General features: G+C 37.9%; 15 protein-coding genes. 11 read left to right on the forward strand and 4 right to left on the reverse strand.

What is annotated here, in order from left to right:
* Positions 1–37: 37 nt before the first annotated feature.
* Both JEM65_RS09555 and JEM65_RS09560 read left to right on the forward strand, forming a co-directional pair.
* On the forward strand, positions 38–1825 hold the full coding sequence (locus tag JEM65_RS09555; RefSeq protein ID WP_199598912.1) for a chloride channel protein: 1788 nt from the start codon (positions 38–40) through the stop codon (positions 1823–1825).
* Positions 1825–2058: a hypothetical protein gene (locus JEM65_RS09560; protein ID WP_199598914.1), complete on the forward strand. Its 234-nt coding sequence runs from the start codon at positions 1825–1827 to the stop codon at positions 2056–2058. Before JEM65_RS09555 ends, JEM65_RS09560 begins: the two co-directional genes overlap by 1 nt.
* Here JEM65_RS09560 and JEM65_RS09565 read toward each other — a convergent pair.
* Positions 2055–2504, reverse strand: a complete 450-nt coding sequence (locus tag JEM65_RS09565; RefSeq protein ID WP_199598916.1) for a nucleoside deaminase — start codon at positions 2502–2504, stop codon at positions 2055–2057. The two genes, JEM65_RS09560 and JEM65_RS09565, sit on opposite strands and share 4 nt — an antisense overlap.
* Positions 2505–2565: 61 nt before the next feature.
* On the opposite strand from JEM65_RS09565, the gene dxs reads away from it, so the two are divergent.
* Positions 2566–4344 carry a 1-deoxy-D-xylulose-5-phosphate synthase gene (gene dxs / locus JEM65_RS09570; protein WP_199598918.1) on the forward strand — a complete coding sequence of 593 codons (1779 nt, stop codon included), beginning with the start codon at positions 2566–2568 and terminating at the stop codon, positions 4342–4344.
* Here the strand turns inward: dxs and JEM65_RS09575 are convergent, their stop codons facing one another.
* A complete protein-coding gene (locus JEM65_RS09575) occupies positions 4345–5688 on the reverse strand; it encodes a deoxyguanosinetriphosphate triphosphohydrolase (protein ID WP_199598920.1) in 1344 nt (447 codons plus the stop codon). It abuts the gene before it with no gap.
* A 204-nt stretch (positions 5689–5892) separates the two neighbouring features.
* Here JEM65_RS09575 and JEM65_RS09580 point away from each other — a divergent pair, with 204 nt between their 5' ends.
* Entirely contained in the window at positions 5893–7128 is a 1236-nt protein-coding gene (locus JEM65_RS09580) for a hypothetical protein (protein ID WP_199598922.1), read from the forward strand.
* Between the two features lie 96 nt (positions 7129–7224).
* Entirely contained in the window at positions 7225–10050 is a 2826-nt protein-coding gene (locus JEM65_RS09585; protein ID WP_199598924.1) for a TonB-dependent receptor, read from the forward strand.
* Positions 10051–10126: 76 nt separating this feature from the next.
* On the opposite strand, the gene JEM65_RS09590 is transcribed toward JEM65_RS09585, so the two are convergent.
* Both JEM65_RS09590 and JEM65_RS09595 read right to left on the reverse strand, forming a co-directional pair.
* Entirely contained in the window at positions 10127–10486 is a 360-nt protein-coding gene (locus JEM65_RS09590) for a toxin-antitoxin system YwqK family antitoxin (protein ID WP_199598926.1), read from the reverse strand.
* A 533-nt stretch (positions 10487–11019) separates the two neighbouring features.
* On the reverse strand, positions 11020–14271 hold the full coding sequence (locus JEM65_RS09595; protein WP_199598927.1) for a reprolysin-like metallopeptidase: 3252 nt from the start codon (positions 14269–14271) through the stop codon (positions 11020–11022).
* An 80-nt stretch (positions 14272–14351) separates the two neighbouring features.
* Between JEM65_RS09595 and JEM65_RS09600 the strand changes: the two genes are divergently transcribed.
* The 6 genes from JEM65_RS09600 to JEM65_RS09625 all read left to right on the forward strand — a co-directional run bounded on the left by JEM65_RS09600 (position 14352) and on the right by JEM65_RS09625 (position 21301).
* Positions 14352–14894 carry a hypothetical protein gene (locus JEM65_RS09600; RefSeq protein WP_199598929.1) on the forward strand — a complete coding sequence of 181 codons (543 nt, stop codon included), beginning with the start codon at positions 14352–14354 and terminating at the stop codon, positions 14892–14894.
* Positions 14895–14992: 98 nt separating this feature from the next.
* A complete protein-coding gene (locus JEM65_RS09605; RefSeq protein ID WP_199598931.1) occupies positions 14993–15928 on the forward strand; it encodes a bifunctional riboflavin kinase/FAD synthetase in 936 nt (311 codons plus the stop codon).
* Positions 15894–17249 carry an HTTM domain-containing protein gene (locus tag JEM65_RS09610; RefSeq protein WP_233530596.1) on the forward strand — a complete coding sequence of 452 codons (1356 nt, stop codon included), beginning with the start codon at positions 15894–15896 and terminating at the stop codon, positions 17247–17249. The genes JEM65_RS09605 and JEM65_RS09610 overlap by 35 nt, the downstream gene beginning before the upstream one ends.
* A 108-nt stretch (positions 17250–17357) precedes the next feature.
* Positions 17358–18626: a serine--tRNA ligase gene (serS, locus tag JEM65_RS09615; protein WP_199598933.1), complete on the forward strand. Its 1269-nt coding sequence runs from the start codon at positions 17358–17360 to the stop codon at positions 18624–18626.
* A 386-nt stretch (positions 18627–19012) separates the two neighbouring features.
* On the forward strand, positions 19013–20797 hold the full coding sequence (locus JEM65_RS09620; protein ID WP_199598934.1) for a tetratricopeptide repeat protein: 1785 nt from the start codon (positions 19013–19015) through the stop codon (positions 20795–20797).
* A 180-nt stretch (positions 20798–20977) separates the two neighbouring features.
* Positions 20978–21301 (forward strand): DUF4286 family protein, encoded by a 324-nt coding sequence (locus JEM65_RS09625; RefSeq protein WP_199598935.1) that lies wholly within the window; start codon positions 20978–20980, stop codon positions 21299–21301.
* The last annotated feature ends 44 nt before the right edge of the window (positions 21302–21345 follow it).

The following is a 21345-nucleotide window of genomic DNA, read 5'->3' on the forward strand; positions in this document are numbered from 1 at the left end:
GATAACCATCGGGACAAATTTTTTAGTAGATTTAAAAATGCCTAAACGACCACTTTTTAAGCAGCTCTTAATTTGGAGAGCTAGATACATTTCCCACAACCAGTTTGTGGTTATCTTAAGTATTTTGGTGGGTTTCACCTCAGGTGTTGGTGCGGTTGTTTTAAAAAACCTGACGCATTTTATCCAACATATCATGGAAGGGCAATTGGTACGGTATTACCATGAAGCTTTCTATTTTCTATTTCCCATTTTGGGCCTGACCTTAGTGTACCTCATCATGAAATATGTCATCAGGCATAGGGTAAGTCACGGGATTCCTTCAACGCTTTTTTCGATCTCAAAGCGTAAAGGCATCATGAAACGCTATCAAATGTTTGGGTCTATTTTAACTGCACCGCTCACCGTGGGTTTTGGAGGTTCTGTAGGGCTGGAAGGCCCCACGGTGGCTACTGGGGCAGCCATAAGTTCAAATATTGCACGGCTATTTCACGTCAATCAAACCACGCGGAATTTATTGATTGGGTGCGCCGCGGCGGGAGCTATGTCCTCCATTTTTAAAGCCCCCATTGCAGCCATTATTTTTGCTATAGAAGTATTCAGTTTAGATTTAACCATTGCCTCCATGTTGCCGTTGTTAATGGCGTCATTGTCTGCTATTTTGACCTCTTATTTTTTTCTTGGTAATGATGTGCTACTACCCTTCAGCCTCGAAGAAGGCTTTAAATTATCTGATGCGCCGTTTTACTTGCTCTTAGGAGTTGTCGCTGCATTTACGTCCATTTATTTTACTGAGGTTTATGATCGCATACAACGGTTATTTGATCGTATTGACTCGCCCATTAAAAAACTGGTGATTGGAGGTTCTCTTTTGGGCATGTTAATTTATTTTATTCCTCCCTTATACGGTGAAGGCTTTGAGGTTATTAACAATTTAATTGCGGGGAACCATCAAAAAGCCATTCAGAATAATTTTTTAAATCTCAATTTAGAGAACATTTGGGTGGTGATTTTACTTTTGGCAGGCTTGGTGTTTTTTAAAATTATTGCCAGCGCACTTACCTTTGGAGCTGGGGGTGTTGGAGGTATTTTTGCACCAACATTATTTATGGGCAGCATTATGGGCAACTGTGTTGCAAAACTTATCAATCACAGTGGATTTACAAATTATCCCGTCTCAGAAAGTAATTTTACGCTGGTTGGCATGGCGGGCTTAATGGCCGGCGTATTACACGCACCCTTAACCGCTATTTTCTTGATTGCCGAAGTCACCGGCGGCTATGAATTATTTATACCGCTGATGCTTACGGCAGCCATATCCTTCGGCATTACGAAATATTTTCACCCACATTCCGTTTACACAATGGAGTTGGGCCGAAAAGGAGAGCTCATTACCCATGATAAGGATCATGCAGTGTTGACATTGATGGATATCAATAAAGTTGTGGAAACAAATTTTATTAAAATTACCACCACAATGACTTTGGGCGATATTGTGCACGAGGCGGTAATCAAATCGAATCGCAATATATTTCCGGTGGTAGACGCCAAATCCAATATATTAAAAGGGATCATTTTGCTGGACGACATCCGCCCAATTATGTTTGACCCCACGCTCTATTCTGAAGTATTTGCCCGTGATGTTATGCAAGCACCACCAGACACCATCGACATTAAGAAAGACAAAATGACTGAAATCATGAAAAAATTTCAAGATAGCAATGCGTGGAACCTGCCCGTAGTAGATGACGGGATTTATGTGGGGTTTATCTCCAAATCAAAACTGCTCACCATGTACCGTCGTAAATTAATTAACATCACACAATAATGAAATATCTAATAATTGTATTGGTAATCCTCACCATAGGCAGTATTGCTGCCGGATTTATTTTTGAGACTGCATATTCCCAAAAAATGATTGGTTTTGGAACTGTGGGATTGTTTCTTGTAGTGTTTCCGTTATTCACCTATCACCGTTGGAAGGACAGAAATTTCAAAGATTATATGCTCACTAAAGAGAATTTAGACAAGATGCGCAACAAAGAAAAAAATAAGTTCTAGTTTAAATTGCGCTTTTCAATAAAAAAGCGTTTCAACAATTGCGCTGATTCTTCTTCCAACACGCCACCAACCATGACGGTCTTAGGATGCAGCTTTGTATGTAGAGCAATGCAACCGCGTTCAGGATCTCTGGCGCCATACACAATTCGGCTAATCTGACTCCAATAAAGCGCTCCAGCACACATTTGGCATGGCTCTAAGGTGACATAAAGCGTGCAGTTAATAAGATATTTCCCGCCTAAAAAATTGGCAGCTGCTGTAATGGCTTGCATCTCAGCATGAGCCGTTACATCATTGAGTAATTCAGTTAAATTATGTGCTCGTGCAATGATTCTATTATCAATTACAATCAGGGCGCCCACAGGAATTTCGCCTTTATCAAAAGCAATTTCAGCTTCCTGCAAAGCTTTTTTCATAAAATAGACATCGTCAAAAGGATTTTCCACAAGGCAATCTTCAAAGGTTAAAAATCAAAAATACAATTTCAAATGCTACATTTGTAGTCAGATGAAAAATATATTGGACCATATCCATTCACCTTCAGATTTAAGAGCTTTAAATCAGGAAGACCTACCGCAACTAGCCAAAAACCTACGCAACTTCATTATTGATATCGTAGCCACAAAAGAAGGACATTTAGGCGCTAGTTTGGGTGTGATAGAGCTGACCATTGCTTTGCATTATGTGTTTAATACGCCCGAAGATTTATTGGTTTGGGATGTGGGACATCAAGCCTACGGACATAAGATTTTGACAGGGAGAAAAGATAATTTTCATACCAACAGACAGCTTGGGGGCATCAGCGGTTTCCCTAAACGGGATGAAAGTACATATGACACTTTTGGCGTAGGCCACTCCTCCACCTCTATTTCTGCAGCTTTAGGAATGGCCATTGCCTCCCAATTAAAAGGTGAAGACAAACATCACGTGGCGATCATTGGCGATGCGTCTATTGCGAGTGGGATGGCTTTTGAAGGTCTTAATCACGCAGGCGTTACCGATGCCAATTTGCTCGTCATCCTTAATGATAATGCGATTGGTATCGACCCGAGTGTTGGTGCTTTAAAGCAGTATTTAACCAACGTCAAAAAAGGCACCGAAAAACAGGATAACATTTTTGAAGCATTAAACTTTGATTATACGGGCCCAATTGATGGTCATGATTTGGATGCCATCATATTGGAATTAAACCGATTGAAATCTGTTAAAGGCCCTAAATTTTTGCACGTCATCACCACCAAAGGAAAAGGCTTAAAACAAGCGGAAGAAAATCAGGTGACGTATCACGCACCAGGAAAATTCGATTCGCTTACGGGGGAATTAATTGCAAAATCAGCATCGTCACTTACGAAGTTTCAGGATGTTTTTGGATTGACCTTGGTAGAATTGGCTGAACAAAATCCGAAGATTGTAGGCATTACACCCGCAATGCCAACCGGAAGTTCTTTAAAATTCATGATGGCTCAAATGCCGGATCGAGCTATTGATGTAGGTATTGCTGAACAACACGCGGTAACACTTTCAGCAGGAATGGCCACACAGGGTATGGTGGTGTTTTGCAACATCTATTCTACGTTTTTACAACGCGCCTATGATCAGGTCATTCATGACGTGGCGTTGCAGAATTTACCGGTTATTTTTTGTTTGGATCGTGCAGGTTTGGTAGGTGAAGACGGTGCTACCCATCACGGGGTGTTTGATTTGGCGTATTTACGGTGCATTCCTAAGCTCATCATTATGGCACCTCGTGACGAACGGGAGTTACGCAACATCATGTACACGGCACAATTGGGTCTCGATCACCCTATCGCCATCAGATATCCGCGTGGGTATGGATCGGTCGCAGATTGGAAACAGCCGTTTGAAAAATTAGCTATTGGCAAGGGTGAAATCCTTAAAGAAGGAAAAGATATTGCGGTGTTGACCGTAGGATTCATCGCAGAAAACGCAAAAGAAGGCATTTTAAATGTGAGCAATTCACGGGATATTGCCCATTACGACCTGCGTTTTATAAAACCTTTGGACGAAGCATTGTTGCACGACATCTTTACAACCGTTAAATATATTGTCACCATTGAGGATGGCACGGTAAAAGGCGGATTTGGATCAGCCATTCTAGAATTTGCTGCGGAACACGACTACCATCTTCCTATAAAAGTGCTCGGTATTCCTGATGCGTTTATTGAACAAGGTTCGGTAAAACAATTACAAGAATTATCGCAGCTAGATGCTGATTATATCTCTAAAACTTTAGAAGCAGCATTAGCTCGAATCCAGGACATCTAATTAAAAATGCGTCCCTTGGAGTTTTTTATGCGTCATAATGGCTTTGCTGTCTGAAAATTTTGCCACATAATTACAAATACCCAACAAGCTGTGATAGATATTTTCTTGATTCAAATCTAAAGTTTTGGGGAAAATCTTAAGAATTGATTTGTTATAACTGCCTAAGGTGCCTTGATGGTGATTTAAAATCGTGTCCGTAAACACGTCTAAAATGCCATCAATAATTTTAAATCCGGCGATTTCTTTATCCACCACTTCAGCCGATTGATAGACTTTTTCAACACTCACTTTAATAATGTCTTTAATTTGAGCCTGATATTTAGACACATCCATCAATGTTTTTTCAAAAGTGCCGTTCAGGATATCTTCTTCGTGTTTCATAAACAATTCTACAGCTTCATTAATTAAGGTACTAATAGCCAAGGCGCGCAAATAACTGATGCGGTCTTCCGTATTGGACAACGCATGGTAGTTGTTCGTATTAATCGTATCTCTTACCAATTTGATTAGGTATTCTAAAGCGTATTCTTCATCAATCAATCCCAAGTTGATCCCATCTTCAAAATCGATAATGGTGTAACAAATATCATCGGCAGCTTCTACTAAAAAAGCTAATGGATGTCTGGAATAGCTCAAATCTTCAGCATTCCCACGATTGATGAGTCCAAGTTCTTGTGCCACGTCTTCAAAAGCATTTTTCTCACTTTGAAAAAAGCCATATTTTTTATCCGCAATATGTGTGGTTGGTTTTTTTGGCAAAGATTCTTTAGGGTATTTTGTAAACGCACCAAGGGTGGCGTAGCTCAAACGTAAACCGCCTAATCGTCCAACACGACTTTCGGTCAATATTTTAAAACCGTTGGCGTTGCCTTCAAAATCACATAAATCTTGATATTCTTTATCGGTTAATTGCGACTTAAACTGCTTGCCTTTGCCGTTATTAAAAAATTCGCCAATCGCTTTCTCTCCAGAGTGACCAAAAGGCGGGTTTCCAATATCATGCGCCAAAGCTGCCGCGGCTACAATGGCACCAAAGTCGTTAGCTTGATAGCCGTGAATATTTTGAAGATGCGGATATTTAGCCAATACTTTCTGACCCACACGTCTTCCTAAACTTCTGCCTACCACGCTCACTTCCAAACTATGCGTCAATCGGGTGTGTACAAAATCAGTCTGCGACATCGGAATGACCTGGGTTTTATCTTGAAGACTTCTGAATTCTGAAGAGAAAATGATTCGATCATAGTCCACTTCAAAGCCTAAACGTGTTTCATCCTGTTCTTTTCTGATACGTTTGTGTGTATCTCCAAATCGTTTTAATGATAATAATTGTTCCCAGTTCATAGTAATGCTTTAAGCGCACGCAAGATACATTTTTCAATGTTAAATTTAGATCACCTATTTGTAATAATTCACCTAAAACTAACATAAACCTAACTTTTATATGACCTAGGTTTAATACTGAGGTAACACAGTTTTTACACAATGTCGCTTTCTTTGTAAAAAAAATTTAAACTTTAAATCAAACAATCCTAAATTAAAAAAATCATGAAAAAATTCTATTACTTGGCGATATCGATTTTAGCGTTAAATTTTGCTACAAGTTGTGCTGATAACGATGTCATATCAAATGATGATGATGGAGGTGAAACTGGAGATATTATCACTAAAACAGGAATACTTACTGCAGATGAAACTTGGACTGCTAACAATATTTATGTTTTATCAGGAAAAGTTGTAGTCGATGAAGGTGTCACGCTTACCATCAACAAAGGTACAATTATTAAGGGAGCTGAGGGACAGTTATCTTTGGCTTCGGCTTTAGTGATTGACCAAGGCGGCAAATTAATGGCTGAAGGTACGGCACAAGAACCAATTATCTTCACTTCTATATTAGATGATATCCAAGTAGGACAAACAAGAGGTTCAAATTTAACGATGGCTAACTCAGGTTTATGGGGTGGTGTAATTGTTTTAGGAAAAGCGCCTATATCTGTAAGTGGTGATATTCAGACAAACCGTATTGAAGGTCTTCCTGCTACCGAAAGTTATGGTGAATATGGTGGGAACGTTTCAAATGACAACTCTGGTGTGTTAAAATATATTTCTATCCGCCATGGTGGAATATCTATTGCAACTGATAACGAAATTAATGGTTTAACCTTAGGTGGTGTTGGTTCAAGTACTGTTATTGATAACATTGAAGTAGTTGCTAACCAAGATGATTCTATTGAATGGTTTGGAGGCACTGTTAATGTATCAAATGTATTAACATACGGTCAAGGTGATGATGGTTTAGATGCTGATGAGGCTTGGTCTGGTACAATTAACAACGCTTTGGTAATTTTGGGTGCTGACTCTGATTCAGCTTTAGAGCTTGATGGCCCTGCTGGTTCTTCAGCAACTGAAGGTGGTTATACCATTCAAAATGTCACCATCATTGGTGACGCTGGCGGTACTTCAAAATATGCTGATTTAAGAGATGGTCTTATAGCCAACATGAACAATATTTTGGCCTATGGTTTCTCTGCTACAGCAACTGTAAAAGTAAACGGAGCAGATTCTCAAACAGAATTGACAAATGGAAGAATCGCATTTTCTAAATGGGAAATCGTACTTCCTTCTGGTGTTACTCTACCAAGCATCATTACCGGTGCCTTACCAGGCGACGAAGCTAAATTTTTAAATAATGCTACAGCAATCGCCTCTCCAAGTGTTGCCACTGTTGGTGCAAATACTACCGTATTTTCATGGACGTATGCAGCGTATTTAAATGCCTTTTAATTAAAAAATAACAGATCACAAATAAATGTCCATTAGCCCTAAAAGGCCATGGACATTTTATTCATTTATAAAATTAGTTTACACAAATTAGCCATAATGTTAAAAAAATCAATTCTTACAGTCATATGTTTATTGGCTTTACAATTTGTAAATGCACAAACAGGGAAGATTACAGGTAAAATTTTAGATGGGGAATATAATGATGTGCTACCATTTGCAAATGTTTTAATAAAAGGGACTGAAAAAGGAACCACATCAGATTTTGATGGCAATTATACTTTAGAACTTGAAGAAGAAGGTTCTTATACCTTGCTTTTCTCATTTGTTGGTTATGAGTCCAAAGAAGTAACAGGTGTTATTATTAAAAATGGAGGTGTAACAGAACTAACCGTTACAATTAGTCCATCAACTGCGTCATTGGATGAAGTTGTGATTACAACTACGGCCAGAAGAAATTCTGAACAATCGGTTTTGAATTTACAAAAAAATTCTGCCACCCTTATGGATGGTTTATCTATTGAAAGTATCAATAAAATTGGTGCCAGTAGTATAGCATCTGCAATTAAGAGCGTTCCAGGTGTTTCTGTCCAAGATGGTAAATACGTATTTGTTCGTGGTTTAGGTGACCGCTATACCAAATCTGTCCTGAATGGAATGGATATACCGGGATTAGACCCTGATAAAAACACCATCCAAATGGATATATTTCCAACTAATATTCTTGAGAATATTTTGGTAATCAAATCTGCTTCTGCCCAATTACCTGCTGACTTTACCGGTGGTGTGGTTGATATTATCACCAAAGATTTCCCTACAAAGAAGCAAATGCGTGTGTCATTTTCTGGAGGGTTCAATCCAAGTATGCACTTTAAGGATAACTATTTGAGTTATGAAGGTGGTAACACAGATTTTTTAGGGTTTGATGATGGCACAAGAAGATTACCATTGGCAACGGACTTAAAAATTCCTAATCCTGCTGCTCAAAAAAACGGTATATTAGACAACGTTACGCGCGCCTTTAATCCCACTTTAGCCACTGAAAGAACTTCTAGTATGCCTGACTTTAGTTTTGGTTTTAATTACGGTAATCAATTTGACGTAGGCGAAAATAAATTAGGGGTTATTGCATCTCTGGACTATAAGAATACAACAACATTTTATGAAGGGTTTGAAAACGGGATCTATCAAAAGCCGGAAGAACGTGACCAATACGAATTGCGTTTTGACAGACGTCAAATAGGAGATTATGGCTCTAATAATGTGTTGGCATCTTTACTGACAGGAGTTACCTACAAAACTTCAAAGTCAAAGTATAGTCTGAATGTTTTACATATTCAAAATGGTGAAAGTAGAGCGGCTTTATTTGATCAAACTACTGAAATCTCAAATTCTATTGATGTGGTCAAAGACAACTTAGAATATACTGAGCGTTCAGTATCAAATTTACTATTTTCAGGAAAACACAGCAATGAGGATGCCTCTTTTACAACTGAATGGAAAATAGCACCCACCTCATCAAGAGTAAATGATAAGGATGTAAGATTAACCACGTTTATCAAAGAACCAAATGGAGGTTTCACCATTAGTTCTGATGCAGGTTTCCCAAATAGAATTTGGAGAGATTTAAATGAAGTTAATCTTGTTGGAAAAGTTGACTTTACCAAAAAATATGATTTATTTAATAAAAAAGCATCCTTAAAATTTGGTGGATTATATAGCTACAAACAACGTGATTATTCAATTTACAGTTATGAAATTGCATTCTTGAACTTAAGCCCAACGGTGTTTGGAGGCAATCCAAATGCCATTTTAACCGATGAGACTATTTGGACTCCTCAGACAAATTCTGGGTCATATATTCGTGGAAACTTTGAACCAGCAAATTCTTTTGATGCAAATCAGAATACCACAGCTGCATACATTTCCAACGAATTTAAAATAGGTGATAAATTAAGAACTATCATAGGCCTAAGAGCAGAATATTTTACAAGTTTTTTTACTGGTCAAAACAATACAGGAAGTGAAATTTTAAATAATGAACAATTATTGGATGAGTTAGACTTCTTTCCATCTGCTAACTTAATTTATGAGTTTGATGAAGATACAAACTTTAGAGTATCATACTCAAAAACGACAGCGAGACCGAGTTTTAAAGAAAATTCTTTAGTACAAATTTCTGACTTATTGACGGGTACACTTTTCCTCGGAAATATAGATTTAGTGCCATCATATATAGATAATTTCGACTTCAGATTTGAAGTATTCGGGGAAGAATCTCAAATGTTCGCTGTTAGTAGCTTCTATAAAAGTTTCAAAGATCCCGTTGAGCTGGTGGCTTTTTCGGTAACTGCACCAAACCAATTCACACCAAGAAATTCTAAGTCTGCTAAAGTTTATGGATTGGAATTTGAAGTAAGAAAGAATTTTGGATTTATAACCGAAGGACTAAAAGATTTGAGTCTCAATGTAAATGTGTCCATTATTGAATCAAAAATTAAAATGGCTAAGGGTGAAGATCAAGAATTTGATTCTAGACAAGCTTTTGCACGTGATGGTGAAACTATTGATGATACGAGACATTTACAAGGGCAATCGCCATTTTTGGTGAATGCAGGATTAAACTATAATAACCAAACGATAGGTTTTGAAACGGGTTTATTCTACAATGTGCAAGGTAAAACTTTAGAAGTTGTAGGATTTGGAAAAAATCCAGATGTGTTCGTTCAACCTTTTAATAGTTTAAATTTTAATTTATCCAAAACCTTTGGAAAAGATAAAAATTCTTCCATTAGCCTTAAAGTAGATAATATCTTAGATTCAAAAAAAGAGAGCTCCTATGAATCTTTCAGTGCTGAAAAAGCGCGATTCTCATTTAGACAACCTGGAACTGCGTTTTCAATTGGATATAGTTTAAATTTCTAAAGTGCATCCAAATTGTTATAAATAAAAAAAGCATCCAAATTGGATGCTTTTCTATTCTTTAACACGTACATAATGATCAGTTGCGGACAGCAACGGAGCTTTTTTCATTCCATTGGACTACTTTTGCAATTGCATTTTGTTTATAATCTACTTCTTTTAAGGTTTCATCATTCCAATAAAACCACTTGCCGACTTTTTTTCCATTATCATAATTAGCTGCAACAATTTTATTGCCTTCTGTGTCATAACTCAACCACTCGCCCTGAAGTTTACCATCCAAAGTGTAAGCACCTGTTTGGCTTACAACGCCATTGTCATGGTAATAAGTAACTTCAATAACTTTTGCTTTTTCATTGAGCTTTAAGTCTCTTTTCTGTTGTGAAAAAGAGGTCACAGTAATCAATAAGGCAAATAAAAATAAAATTTGCTTTCTCATAATTATGGGTTTTACATTACTATATGTAAATATAAGGTTTATTAACGTTAAAACAATGTTTAGGTAACATTAAATTAACATTAAATTAATTTTAATCTTATAATTATTTATTTTTCAGATAGTTAACCATGTTTGTTAAATAAGTCATTTGTTAATGATAAATTGACATTTACAAGAGAATAAAAGCTGAAATTTGTTTGTGTCTATAGACATCCACAATTAGTATTTCATATAATCTATTAGTTTTTGTCGACTACATTATCGTGAATGCTGATGACTGCCTTTGGCCAAGGCAGTTTTTTTTTGTGAAAACTCTTTTTTGAAGAAGGTCTTGATCTCGTTGGAGATGATGGAAATAATCCAACAGATTCATGTATTGTGAGCAGAATTTTAAATATAGAAATAGCCGCGGGTAATGAGTAATTTACGCAATACGAACTTATGGGTGGACCATACAATAATTTAACTTAACAATTGATCATAAAAAAGAAGCTAAATGTAGCTCCTTTTTTATGCTATTTAAAATTCGGTGATTAGTGAACCAAAATCTTCTTGACGACTGTTTTTAAACCATCTGAGATATTGATTAAATACATTCCAGACTGTACAGCATCCAGTCGGATGACTTCTCTAAAATTAGCTGTATTGTCAAAACGATTTCCAAATACTCTACGCCCTCTCATATCAAACACCTCAATGCTGATATCTTCTTCTGAAGTAGATTGCAACTTTACCGTAAATTCACCATTATTTGGGTTCGGAAAAAGTCCAAAAGCAAGAAAATTTCTTCCTTCAATGACTAAAGGTCGTGCAAGGCACAGCTGGAGTGTAAACTCATTGATAGTTCCGCCATCAGTATCAAAAAGATCAACCACTTTCAGGGTCCAAGTTCCGGCAGACAGTTCGCCATTTAAAACAGACAAATCTCCCTCAGGGATATAAGACCCTGTAAAAGGGGCCGTACCTTTTGTTATAGAATCTGTTGCCTGCTGATCAAAAATAGTATTAACGTAATTTTTAGCTTCATTCACACCATTTTCACGGGATAAAACCACCGTGGTGCCCTGAGGACTTACTAGAAAAAGTTCTAAATCTTTCACCCATTCATGTTGTATATTGACTTTGACATTCACATCCGTTACTGGCAAACTCTCTGTTACCGTAATGGATGAAGTGTATGTTCCTCTTTTGTCTGCCAAAATAACAATTGGGGTATCTGTTGCTTTTAACGCATCCACACAAGTAGAAACGCCAGTAGAAAAGGTATATATGGAAGAAACAGTCCTTCCTGAACATCTATTCACTCCAGTAACTCTCCAATAATACACAGTTTCTAAGTCTAAAACGGTTGCATAAGAGTTGGCAGTCAGTGTTTGCGCGTCTACAATAGTTTTGAAATTACTGTTTGTTGAAATTTCTAAGAGATACTCTTCTGCATTAAAATCTTCTGCCCATGTAAATTCTATATCACGGTAAAGTCCGGAGGCACCATTAAGAGGTGTTAGTAAAACAATTGGTGCAATTACTTTATTATAGACGGTCAGTTGTAAATCAGAGCTATTTGTGATGGCACCCGATGTTCCTACTGCTGAAAATTCGTAATTTCCTGGTACAAGTGCACCAATTCCAGTAATGGTCATCGTTACCGAGGTGCCATTGGCACTTGCGGATGCTGGACTGAAAGTTGCTGTTGTTCCTGATGGTAAATTTGTAGCAGAAAATACAGTGCTTCCAGTATAGCCTTGATAAGTATTGTATGTAAACTTATAAACTGCGTTTTCGGGTTGACAAACCGTCATTGTCGTTGGAGAGAAATTTAATAGATAATCTACGCCGATGATCTTAAAATTAGACGTGTTGAGATTGTAAAAAATATGCCCTGCACCTTCCACCATAATTCGAGCACGATTGGTCTCAGTGCCCGCGGGAACCATAATTTCATGAACCCCGTCATTAGACACGTTAGCGGCCAAGATATAAGGAAAAGTAGTACCCCCATCAATAGATAATTTTATATTGACAGTTGGTGCAGAGATGGGAGCTACGTTGGTATTGGCAACGTCCCAAGTAATTTTTTTTATGGCGCCAATTTCCCAAGGGATGCTATCGTTTTGAGAAGTTACTTTAAAAGGCCCTGGAGCATCCACCGTATTCACGGTAATGACATCAACATCTGTTTGCCCTCCTCTAGTGTCATTGTCTCTCACAGTAAATGCAAAAGTCATGGTTCTTTCTATTGACGGTAATTTCTCCCAGGTTGTTGATGTGCCGTCATTGACCAATACATCTTCAAATTTTGGTATAAATCTTACAGGACTGGTTGAGGGTTGGACAGACCGTACTATCGGGCCAAATTCAGTTGTCTCTGTTGCTCTTCCAGCCTCCCCTAGGTCAAATTGCTCCCAAGTATAGGTGTGTGATTTTGTCCCGTCAACATCAGTAGAAGATCCCGTCAATTTATAAGGCGTTGAAATTGGAATAGTATAGGAAGCACCTGCCATTGCTGTTGGTGCGGAATTCCCTGTAGAGGTTAAAACAGCACAGGTACTATTGCCTTGGGTTATATTGGTCCAAATTTGCTGAAGACTAATCTGGTGAAAGTACTTATCACTATTGCGTTCTACGTTTTGAGGAGCGCACAGCCCCGCATAAGCCATAATGGTGGAACCGCTTCCTGGTTCATAAGCCGAATCATTAGACCTATTTCCCAAACATTCACCCACTGAACCGTTAAACGTATGGGTAGCGCCAAATTGATGACCCATTTCATGGGCAACATAATCAATGTCATAAGGATCACCAATAGGTTTTGAAAGCCCCGTGGTGCCTCCTCCTTTTGAGTTGGTACAAACCCTGCCTAAATAGGCACTTCCTCCAGAACCGGTTGTAAATGTATGGCCTATATCATAGGAAGTTTCACCAATTTTACTATTAATAAGGTCGGTAATAGAACCGATATTGCCTTCGTTGGAAAAAATGCTGTTGTCAGAGGTAGAAATCAACAGGTTATTATTGGCTACCAAGGTCATTCTGATGGACAATTCTCTGTCATAAATACCATTTACCCTAGTCATGGTCGTATTGATTGCCGCTAAAGCAGAAGCAACCGTGCCACCATGGAAATTGGTATATTCAACACTGGTTCCTATGGCCAATCTAAAGGTACGTCTCATACCATCATTGGCATTCTTGACAGCAATTACAGTTTTGTCCAATTCAACCGGATTGGGAAGACCATCATCAATAACTCCACATTCAAATAAATTATCTGTTAAAGGAAGGGCGTTCCGTGAAAACGCTTCATAAGCGCCGTCAGTGGTATACGGATTGATAAATTGAGTAGCGTGAGAATTGGATAAGGTCATGGCGTGCAAACCCTGTGGAGAAATACTAAAATATATTACTGTGGCTGAATTTTTTAAACTATAGCCCACATAAGACCGAAGCTCAGGAAATTGTGACTGAAGTTCAGGATGCATTACTGAATATTCCATGATTCTAAAGGTCTCCATAGTCCCATCAGCATTAGGGAAAGCAAGAAGTGCTTTAGATAAGGTGCCTGAATCTCTAGGGGGAGTATTTTGCAAGTTCATTTTTACAACGTCCATGTTTAACTGATAGTAGGAGGCTGTTTCAGGAACCGATTGTTGAGGTAGTAGTTTATTATGAGAGATATCACCTTTAAATAGCTTTGTCCAAGGAGAATCGCTTTTTTGAGCATAGCTCATTGAAAAAGTGAAGATCAGTGTTAAAAACAAGGTTGTTTTTAAATATTTATTTTTCATTTCATTCCTTTTTACCACTATATTTAACGTTCTGAAAGTTACACTCAAATTAAATAACTTACAAAAATCTCTCCAAGTTTATGAGAACGGTCATTCTTATTATAGGATTAATCGCATTACCAATAGAGTTTTCATGTAAAAGCCATACCAACAATTTGAAAAACACTGAAAAATTAAATACAGTAACGCCCATATGCCCAGAGGATGGAAACTGCAGTTTTAAAAGTTCTCCAAACACTTCTGTTGTATTCAAAACCGACGAATTCGGTATTGGGTATCTTGAATATTTGGAAAAAGACACCACACTTTTAACTTTTGAATATCAGCGCACGGAGGCCCCAAACACTCTTGATGGCTATTATATTGAACGTCTGTATATAGAGCTGCCACCTGCTCTTCAAGCATTGACTTTGAAGGATAGTGCGCTGCAACAAGTCAATGTGCTTTTTGAACGGTTGTGTTATTGCAAAGGCGAAACGGGTATTTACCAAATTAATACGGGGACCTTGAATTTAACACCCTTAGAAAATGAACGTTTTCATTTGGAGCTTACGTTTACAACGACTGAAGTGCCCCACATCATTTCCAAAATAGAGGAAACTTTCAGCTTGAAAAAGCCTTAATGAAGCGGTTCTTATAAATTGTGATACCCTAAGATTCAATTCACCAGTACTAATTTTTTTTAAACCCTTAAATAGTTATTTTTACAAAAATAAACAACTTGAAGGTCATTACAGCAACAGAGCATTCTATCCCCAAAACACCATCAGTGGTTACTATTGGCACTTTTGACGGCGTCCATATTGGGCATCAAAAAATTATCAAAAAACTGACCACAAGGGCTGCTGAACAGAACCTTATTTCTGTTGTATTGACCTTTTTCCCACATCCTCGGATGGTTTTACAACACAATGCAAACATTAAACTTCTGAATACCATTGCTGAACGTAAAGAAATCTTATCGGCGTTGGGTCTGGACTATATTTTTGTACAAGAGTTCACCATGGCCTTTGCTGAGATGTCGGCACGTGAATTTGTAAAAAACGTATTGGTAGACCAACTTAATGTCAAGCATGTAATAATTGGTTATGACCATCATTTTGGTAAAAATAGAGCTGCTAATATTGATGATTTAAGAGTGTTTGGATCTGAGTTTGGATTTCAGGTTGAGGAAATTTCGGCACAGGATGTTGATGATGTGGCGGTCAGTTCTACCAAAATTAGAAATGCCCTAAACTCTGGTGATATTTTAACTGCTACAGCATTTTTGGGATATGATTACTACATCAATGGTACGGTGGTAAGGGGCAAAGGGTTTGGCAAAAAAATGGAATTCCCCACTGCAAACATTAGGGTTGATGAAGCTTATAAATTGATTCCCAAAAATGGGGTGTATATTATTTCTTCCATGTATAGGGACAAGATCATTTATGGCATGATGAATATTGGTATGAATCCAACTTTTGATGGCAATAAAAAAACCATTGAAGCCCACTTTTTTGATTTTAATGAAGACCTCTACGGTCAAAAAATAAGAATCAGCTTCTTGGACAGACTCAGGGACGAACGAAAATTTGAGTCGGTAGATGCGCTGATTGCCCAATTAAGACAAGACCGTACCAATGCCCAACAAATTATTGCCCAGCGCAATGTCTAGGCTGCTCTTTAAATATATCGATAACAGTGCACTCATCGTGTTCCGGATTATTTTTGGCTTTCTGATTATAATGGAAAGCGTTGGGGCTATTTACACGGGCTGGATCCGTCGCACCCTTATGGATCCTCAAGTAACATTTTCGTTTATTGGCTTCGAGTGGCTCCAACCCTTACCTGGCAATGGCATGTACTTCTATTACGGGGTTATGGGGCTTTGTGGGTTGTTCATCATGATCGGGTATAAGTACAGATGGAGCATGTTGGCGTTTACAATGCTTTGGACGGGGACGTATTTAATGCAAAAATCCTCCTACAACAACCACTACTATCTGTTGGTTCTTTTGAGCGCCATTATGGTATTTCAACCGGCTCATAAATATCTTTCTGTCGATGCGCGGTTAAATCCAAAAATCAAGATGATTTCCATGCCCAGTTGGTGTGCGTTGGTATTTATTCTTCAAATGTTTATTGTGTACACTTACGGCGCCATTGCAAAAATTTACCCAGATTGGTTAGACGCCTCAGTAGCTGAGATCTTAATGAAGAGCAAAAAAGATTACTTTTTGGTGGGCGAACTGCTGCAGCAAAGATGGACACATTACACCATTGCTTATGTGGGTATTTTATTTGATGCCCTAATTATCCCACTGTTATTGTGGAAACGCACTAGAAAATTTGCATTTTTTGCTTCTATTTTCTTTCATTTATTCAATTCCTTTGTATTTCAGATTGGCATCTTTCCCTACTTGTCATTAGCCTTTGCACTGTTCTTTTTCCCAACCACTACAATTCACCGTATTTTCTTAAAAAGGAAACCCTATTATGAGCAAGGGGAGGTCATTGTTCCAAATTATCATAAACCATTTATTGCCGTCTTTGTTATTTACTTTATAGTTCAGGTGACCTTGCCTTCGCGCCATTGGTTTATTAAGGACGATGTATTATGGACGGAAGAAGGACATCGGTTATCCTGGCGCATGATGCTCCGTGCAAAGAGCGGCCATACGACATTTAAGGTTGTCGATGCTAAAACCAATTTACAAATCCCTGTGCAAATAGAAGATTACTTGTCTCCAAAACAATTGCGATCTGTTAGCACAAAACCCGATGTGATCTGGCAATTTGCCCAACGTCTCAAACAAATTTTTGCAGACCAAGGTAGAGAGGTGAAAGTTTATGTAAATGCTTCCGTGAGAGTCAATGGTGGCGAACTAAAACAACTCATAGACCCGGAAGTGGATTTAGCCAATGAAAAATGGCATCCATTAAGGCACAGCAATTGGTTACTCCCATCTCAGGAAGAAAAACTGCCTAAGGAATAGTTCGTACTTATACTAAGCAGTTACCCTGAGAAAATTAGTTGAACTGTGCATTAAAGGCAATGCAGATGCCCTAAAATTTACTTATTTTTACCATCAAATTAAATAATTATGTTACAAGTACCATTTATTAGAGAAAACCGAGAAAAAGTGATTGAGGGCTTGAAAAAAAGAAACCTTGACGCTACACAAATGATTGATGACGTCATTGCACTTGATGAAACAAGACGACGTTTACAAACGGAATTGGACAACACCCTGGCAGAATCCAACGGTCTATCTAAAGAAATTGGAACCTTGTACAAATCAGGACAAGCAGATAAAGCAAATGCTTTAAAAGAACGAACAGTAGAGCTCAAAGAGACTTCAAAAACACTTGGCGACGACCTTAATACTACTGTTGAAAATTTAAGTCAATTGCTCTACAAACTTCCAAACGTGCCGCATACAAGCGTTCCTGCAGGAAGCACTGAAGATGATAATGAAGAAGTGTTCAAAAAAGGAGACATTCCAAAATTGCACGCCAACGCTATACCGCATTGGGAATTGGCAAAAAAATACGACATTATTGATTTTGAATTGGGCAACAAAATTACCGGAGCAGGGTTTCCTGTCTACAAAGGTAAAGGTGCAAGATTACAACGTGCTTTGATTGCCTATTTTTTAGATAAAAACACAGCTGCCGGATATACAGAGTACCAATTGCCACTGTTGGTCAATGAAGCATCAGGCTTTGGTACTGGCCAGTTACCAGATAAAGAGGGCCAAATGTACCACGTTACGGAAGACAACCTGTATCTGATCCCTACGGCTGAAGTTCCTGGAACCAATATTTTTAGAGATGAGCTGTTAAATGAATCTGAACTGCCAATTGGGATAACAGGCTACACGCCGTGTTTTAGACGTGAGGCTGGAAGTTATGGTGCTCACGTAAGAGGCTTAAACCGTTTACATCAATTTGATAAGGTTGAAATTTTACGTGTAGAGCATCCTGACAATTCTTACAAAGCCTTAGATGGTATGGTCGAGCACGTTAAAGGCATTTTAGACGAACTACAGCTACCTTACCGTATTTTGCGTTTATGTGGTGGGGACCTAGGTTTTACCTCAGCACTGACCTATGATTTTGAAGTGTTTTCTACAGCACAAGACCGTTGGTTAGAAATCTCTTCAGTGTCAAATTTTGAAACCTTTCAGGCCAACCGCTTAAAATTGCGATTTAAAAATGCTGAAGGCAAAAATGAATTGGCGCATACGCTCAACGGAAGTTCTTTAGCTTTACCCAGAGTTTTAGCTGGAATTTTAGAGAATTATCAAACAGAAAATGGCATCACAATTCCTGAAGTCTTAAGATCATATACAGGATTTGACAGCATCTAATTTGTAAGTAATATCTTATAATTTTTAGATGAAATACAAAAAAATGACGTTGTTCGACGAAAATATGGTCATATTTTTTGTTTTTCGATAAAATTTTTTCATGTTAGTGGTTCGAAATAGAAATTGACATCATATGAAAAATTTTATGCGCCTTTTAATACTCATCTCTTTGGTGGTATTAATGATTAAAGTTTTGATTTAGATAGCACATAAAACTCACTAATAAAGAAAACCACACAGGATAATTGAATCATTTTATATAATTAATGGTTAATAGCACATTTATTTTGATGGTAATGCCCAAACCAACGTTTGGGCTTTTCTTTTATTAAAACATTCACAATACCAAGATCCCTTAAGTGCTTATATTTACATAAATTAGTCTCATGAAAGCGTTTTTATGGGTGATTATCTTTGGTATGGGCTTTTTATCGTATTCACAAAACGATGAAGAACAACTGGCTGCGGACTATTACAAGCGTGGCGAATTCCAAAAAGCACTCCTTTCCTACCAAAAGCTCTATAAAGAACAGCCAGGCAATTACAACTATATTTTTCATTTGATTAAAACCTATCAGGAACTCGAACAGTTTGATGATGCTGAAGCGCTGATTACCTCCAAAATGACCCAATACCGCAATCCGTCACTGATTATTGAGTTGGGTTATAACTTTCAATTGCGCAATGACGTAGACAAAGCCACTGCATATTATAATGAAGCCCTTGCAAAACTTGAAGAACGTCTGGAATATGCTGCCTTAATAGCGCGGCAATTTGAGCAGCATTCTTTATTGGAGTATGCCATTAAGAGTTATGAAAAGGGCATGGAACTCGACCCTAACCTTAACTACTATCGTGAATTGGCAAGCGCGTATGGCGAACAAGGCAATATTGAACTACTATTTAGTAATTACATGGCCTACGTAGATATTAGACCAGAATTCCTGAACAGTATTAAAAGAGAGTTTAGTGATTTTGTGTCCGAAAATAAAGATAACCAGAACAACATCCTCTTAAAAAAACTTTTGCTCAGAAAAATACAAACCCAGCCTGATACCTATTGGTACGAATTACTCAGTTGGCTGTTCATTCAGGAAAAAGATTACAACAAAGCCTTTACGCAAGAAAAAGCGCTGTATATGAGGCAGCGGGAAAGCTTAAACCGCATTATTGAGGTAGCTTTGACCGCACTAAGCGACAAGAAAAATACGATTGCCACTGACATTTTTAATTATGTCTTAGAGCATACACAAGACATTTCGGCCATTCTAGAAGTCAATCGTTATTTACTGACCATTGCAACTGATGCTGCGACTCCCAAAGATTTAATAGCTATTGAAGAAAAATATCAAGAACTGTTTTTCACCTACGGCAGGGCTCAACAAACCTTGACCTTACAAATAGCCTATGCCAATTTTCTTGCCTTTCAACTGAACCGGCCTGAAGATGCCAGTATTTTCTTAAAGGAAACTTTAAAACTCAACCTCCCTACAGCTCAACAAGCTACCGTAAAAATGACCTTGGGCAACATTCTAGTATTTCAGGAAAAGTTTAACGAAGGTTTGATTTATTATACCCAAATCCAAGCCAATTTAAAAAACAGCCCAATAGCTCAGGAGGCGCGATTTAAAGTGGCGAAAACAAGTTATTACAAAGGCGATTTTGAATGGGCAGAATCCCAATTGAAAGTATTGAAGTCTTCCACATCCCAACTTATTGCGAATGATGCTTTAGACTTAAAACTGCTCATTTCAGATAACAAATATGAAGATTCGCTTCAAGTGGCCTTAAAACTGTATGCCAAAGCAGATTTGATGGCCTTTCAAAACAAAACCGATGCAGCAATTGCACTTTTAGACAGAGTGTTGACTGAACATAAAGGCGAGAGCATTGAAGATCAAGCACTTTTTAAACAAGCAGAATTATTTCAGCAGAAAAAACAATATAACAAAGCCATTGCCAATTATGAAGCCATCATTGCCCATTACAGTGATGGTATTTTGGCCGATGACGCCTATTATTATTTGGCCGAATTGTACAATAACATTCTTGACCAACCTGATCTGGCAAAGTCTTTATATGAGAAACTCATCTTCAACCATCAGGACAGCATCTATTTTGTGGAAGCCCGCAAGCAGTTTAGGAGGTTACGGGGCGATGCAATAAATTAAATTAGAAGGACTTTTAGTTTAATTTAAGAAATGAAGTTCTATTAAAAAAGACACTGTTTTTTTTGATGACAGCCAAGAACTTCTTTAATTTGCACACATTCTGTAATGGGATAAAGACGCACCAGAATTTCATCTGTTACCATTGAAATTTGGTACTTTATTTTTTTAAATTTTAATAGTATGATTATATATAACGTCACTTCAAATGTAGCTGCCAGCGTCCACGACAAATGGTTAGCTTGGATTAAGGAACACATTCCCCATGTATTGGCCACAGGTCATTTTACCGAGGCAAAACTGACTAAAGTGCTGGTTGAAGAGCATGAAGGTGCTGTCACTTATTCTGTACAATACAGAGCCAAATCACGTGAAGCATTAGAACATTATTATAAAAATGATGCGGACAAATTGCGGGGCGAATCCTTAAAAATGTTTGGCGATAAGGTCTTGGCATTCCGTACGGAATTGGAACTTATTGATGAATACACTGTAAAGGCAGATTAAATTTAGATCAGAGAACAGAGAAGAGAGAAGAGAATATAGAGAAG

The organism is Gelidibacter salicanalis, assembly GCF_016469035.1.
GTDB lineage: Bacteria > Bacteroidota > Bacteroidia > Flavobacteriales > Flavobacteriaceae > Gelidibacter > Gelidibacter salicanalis_A.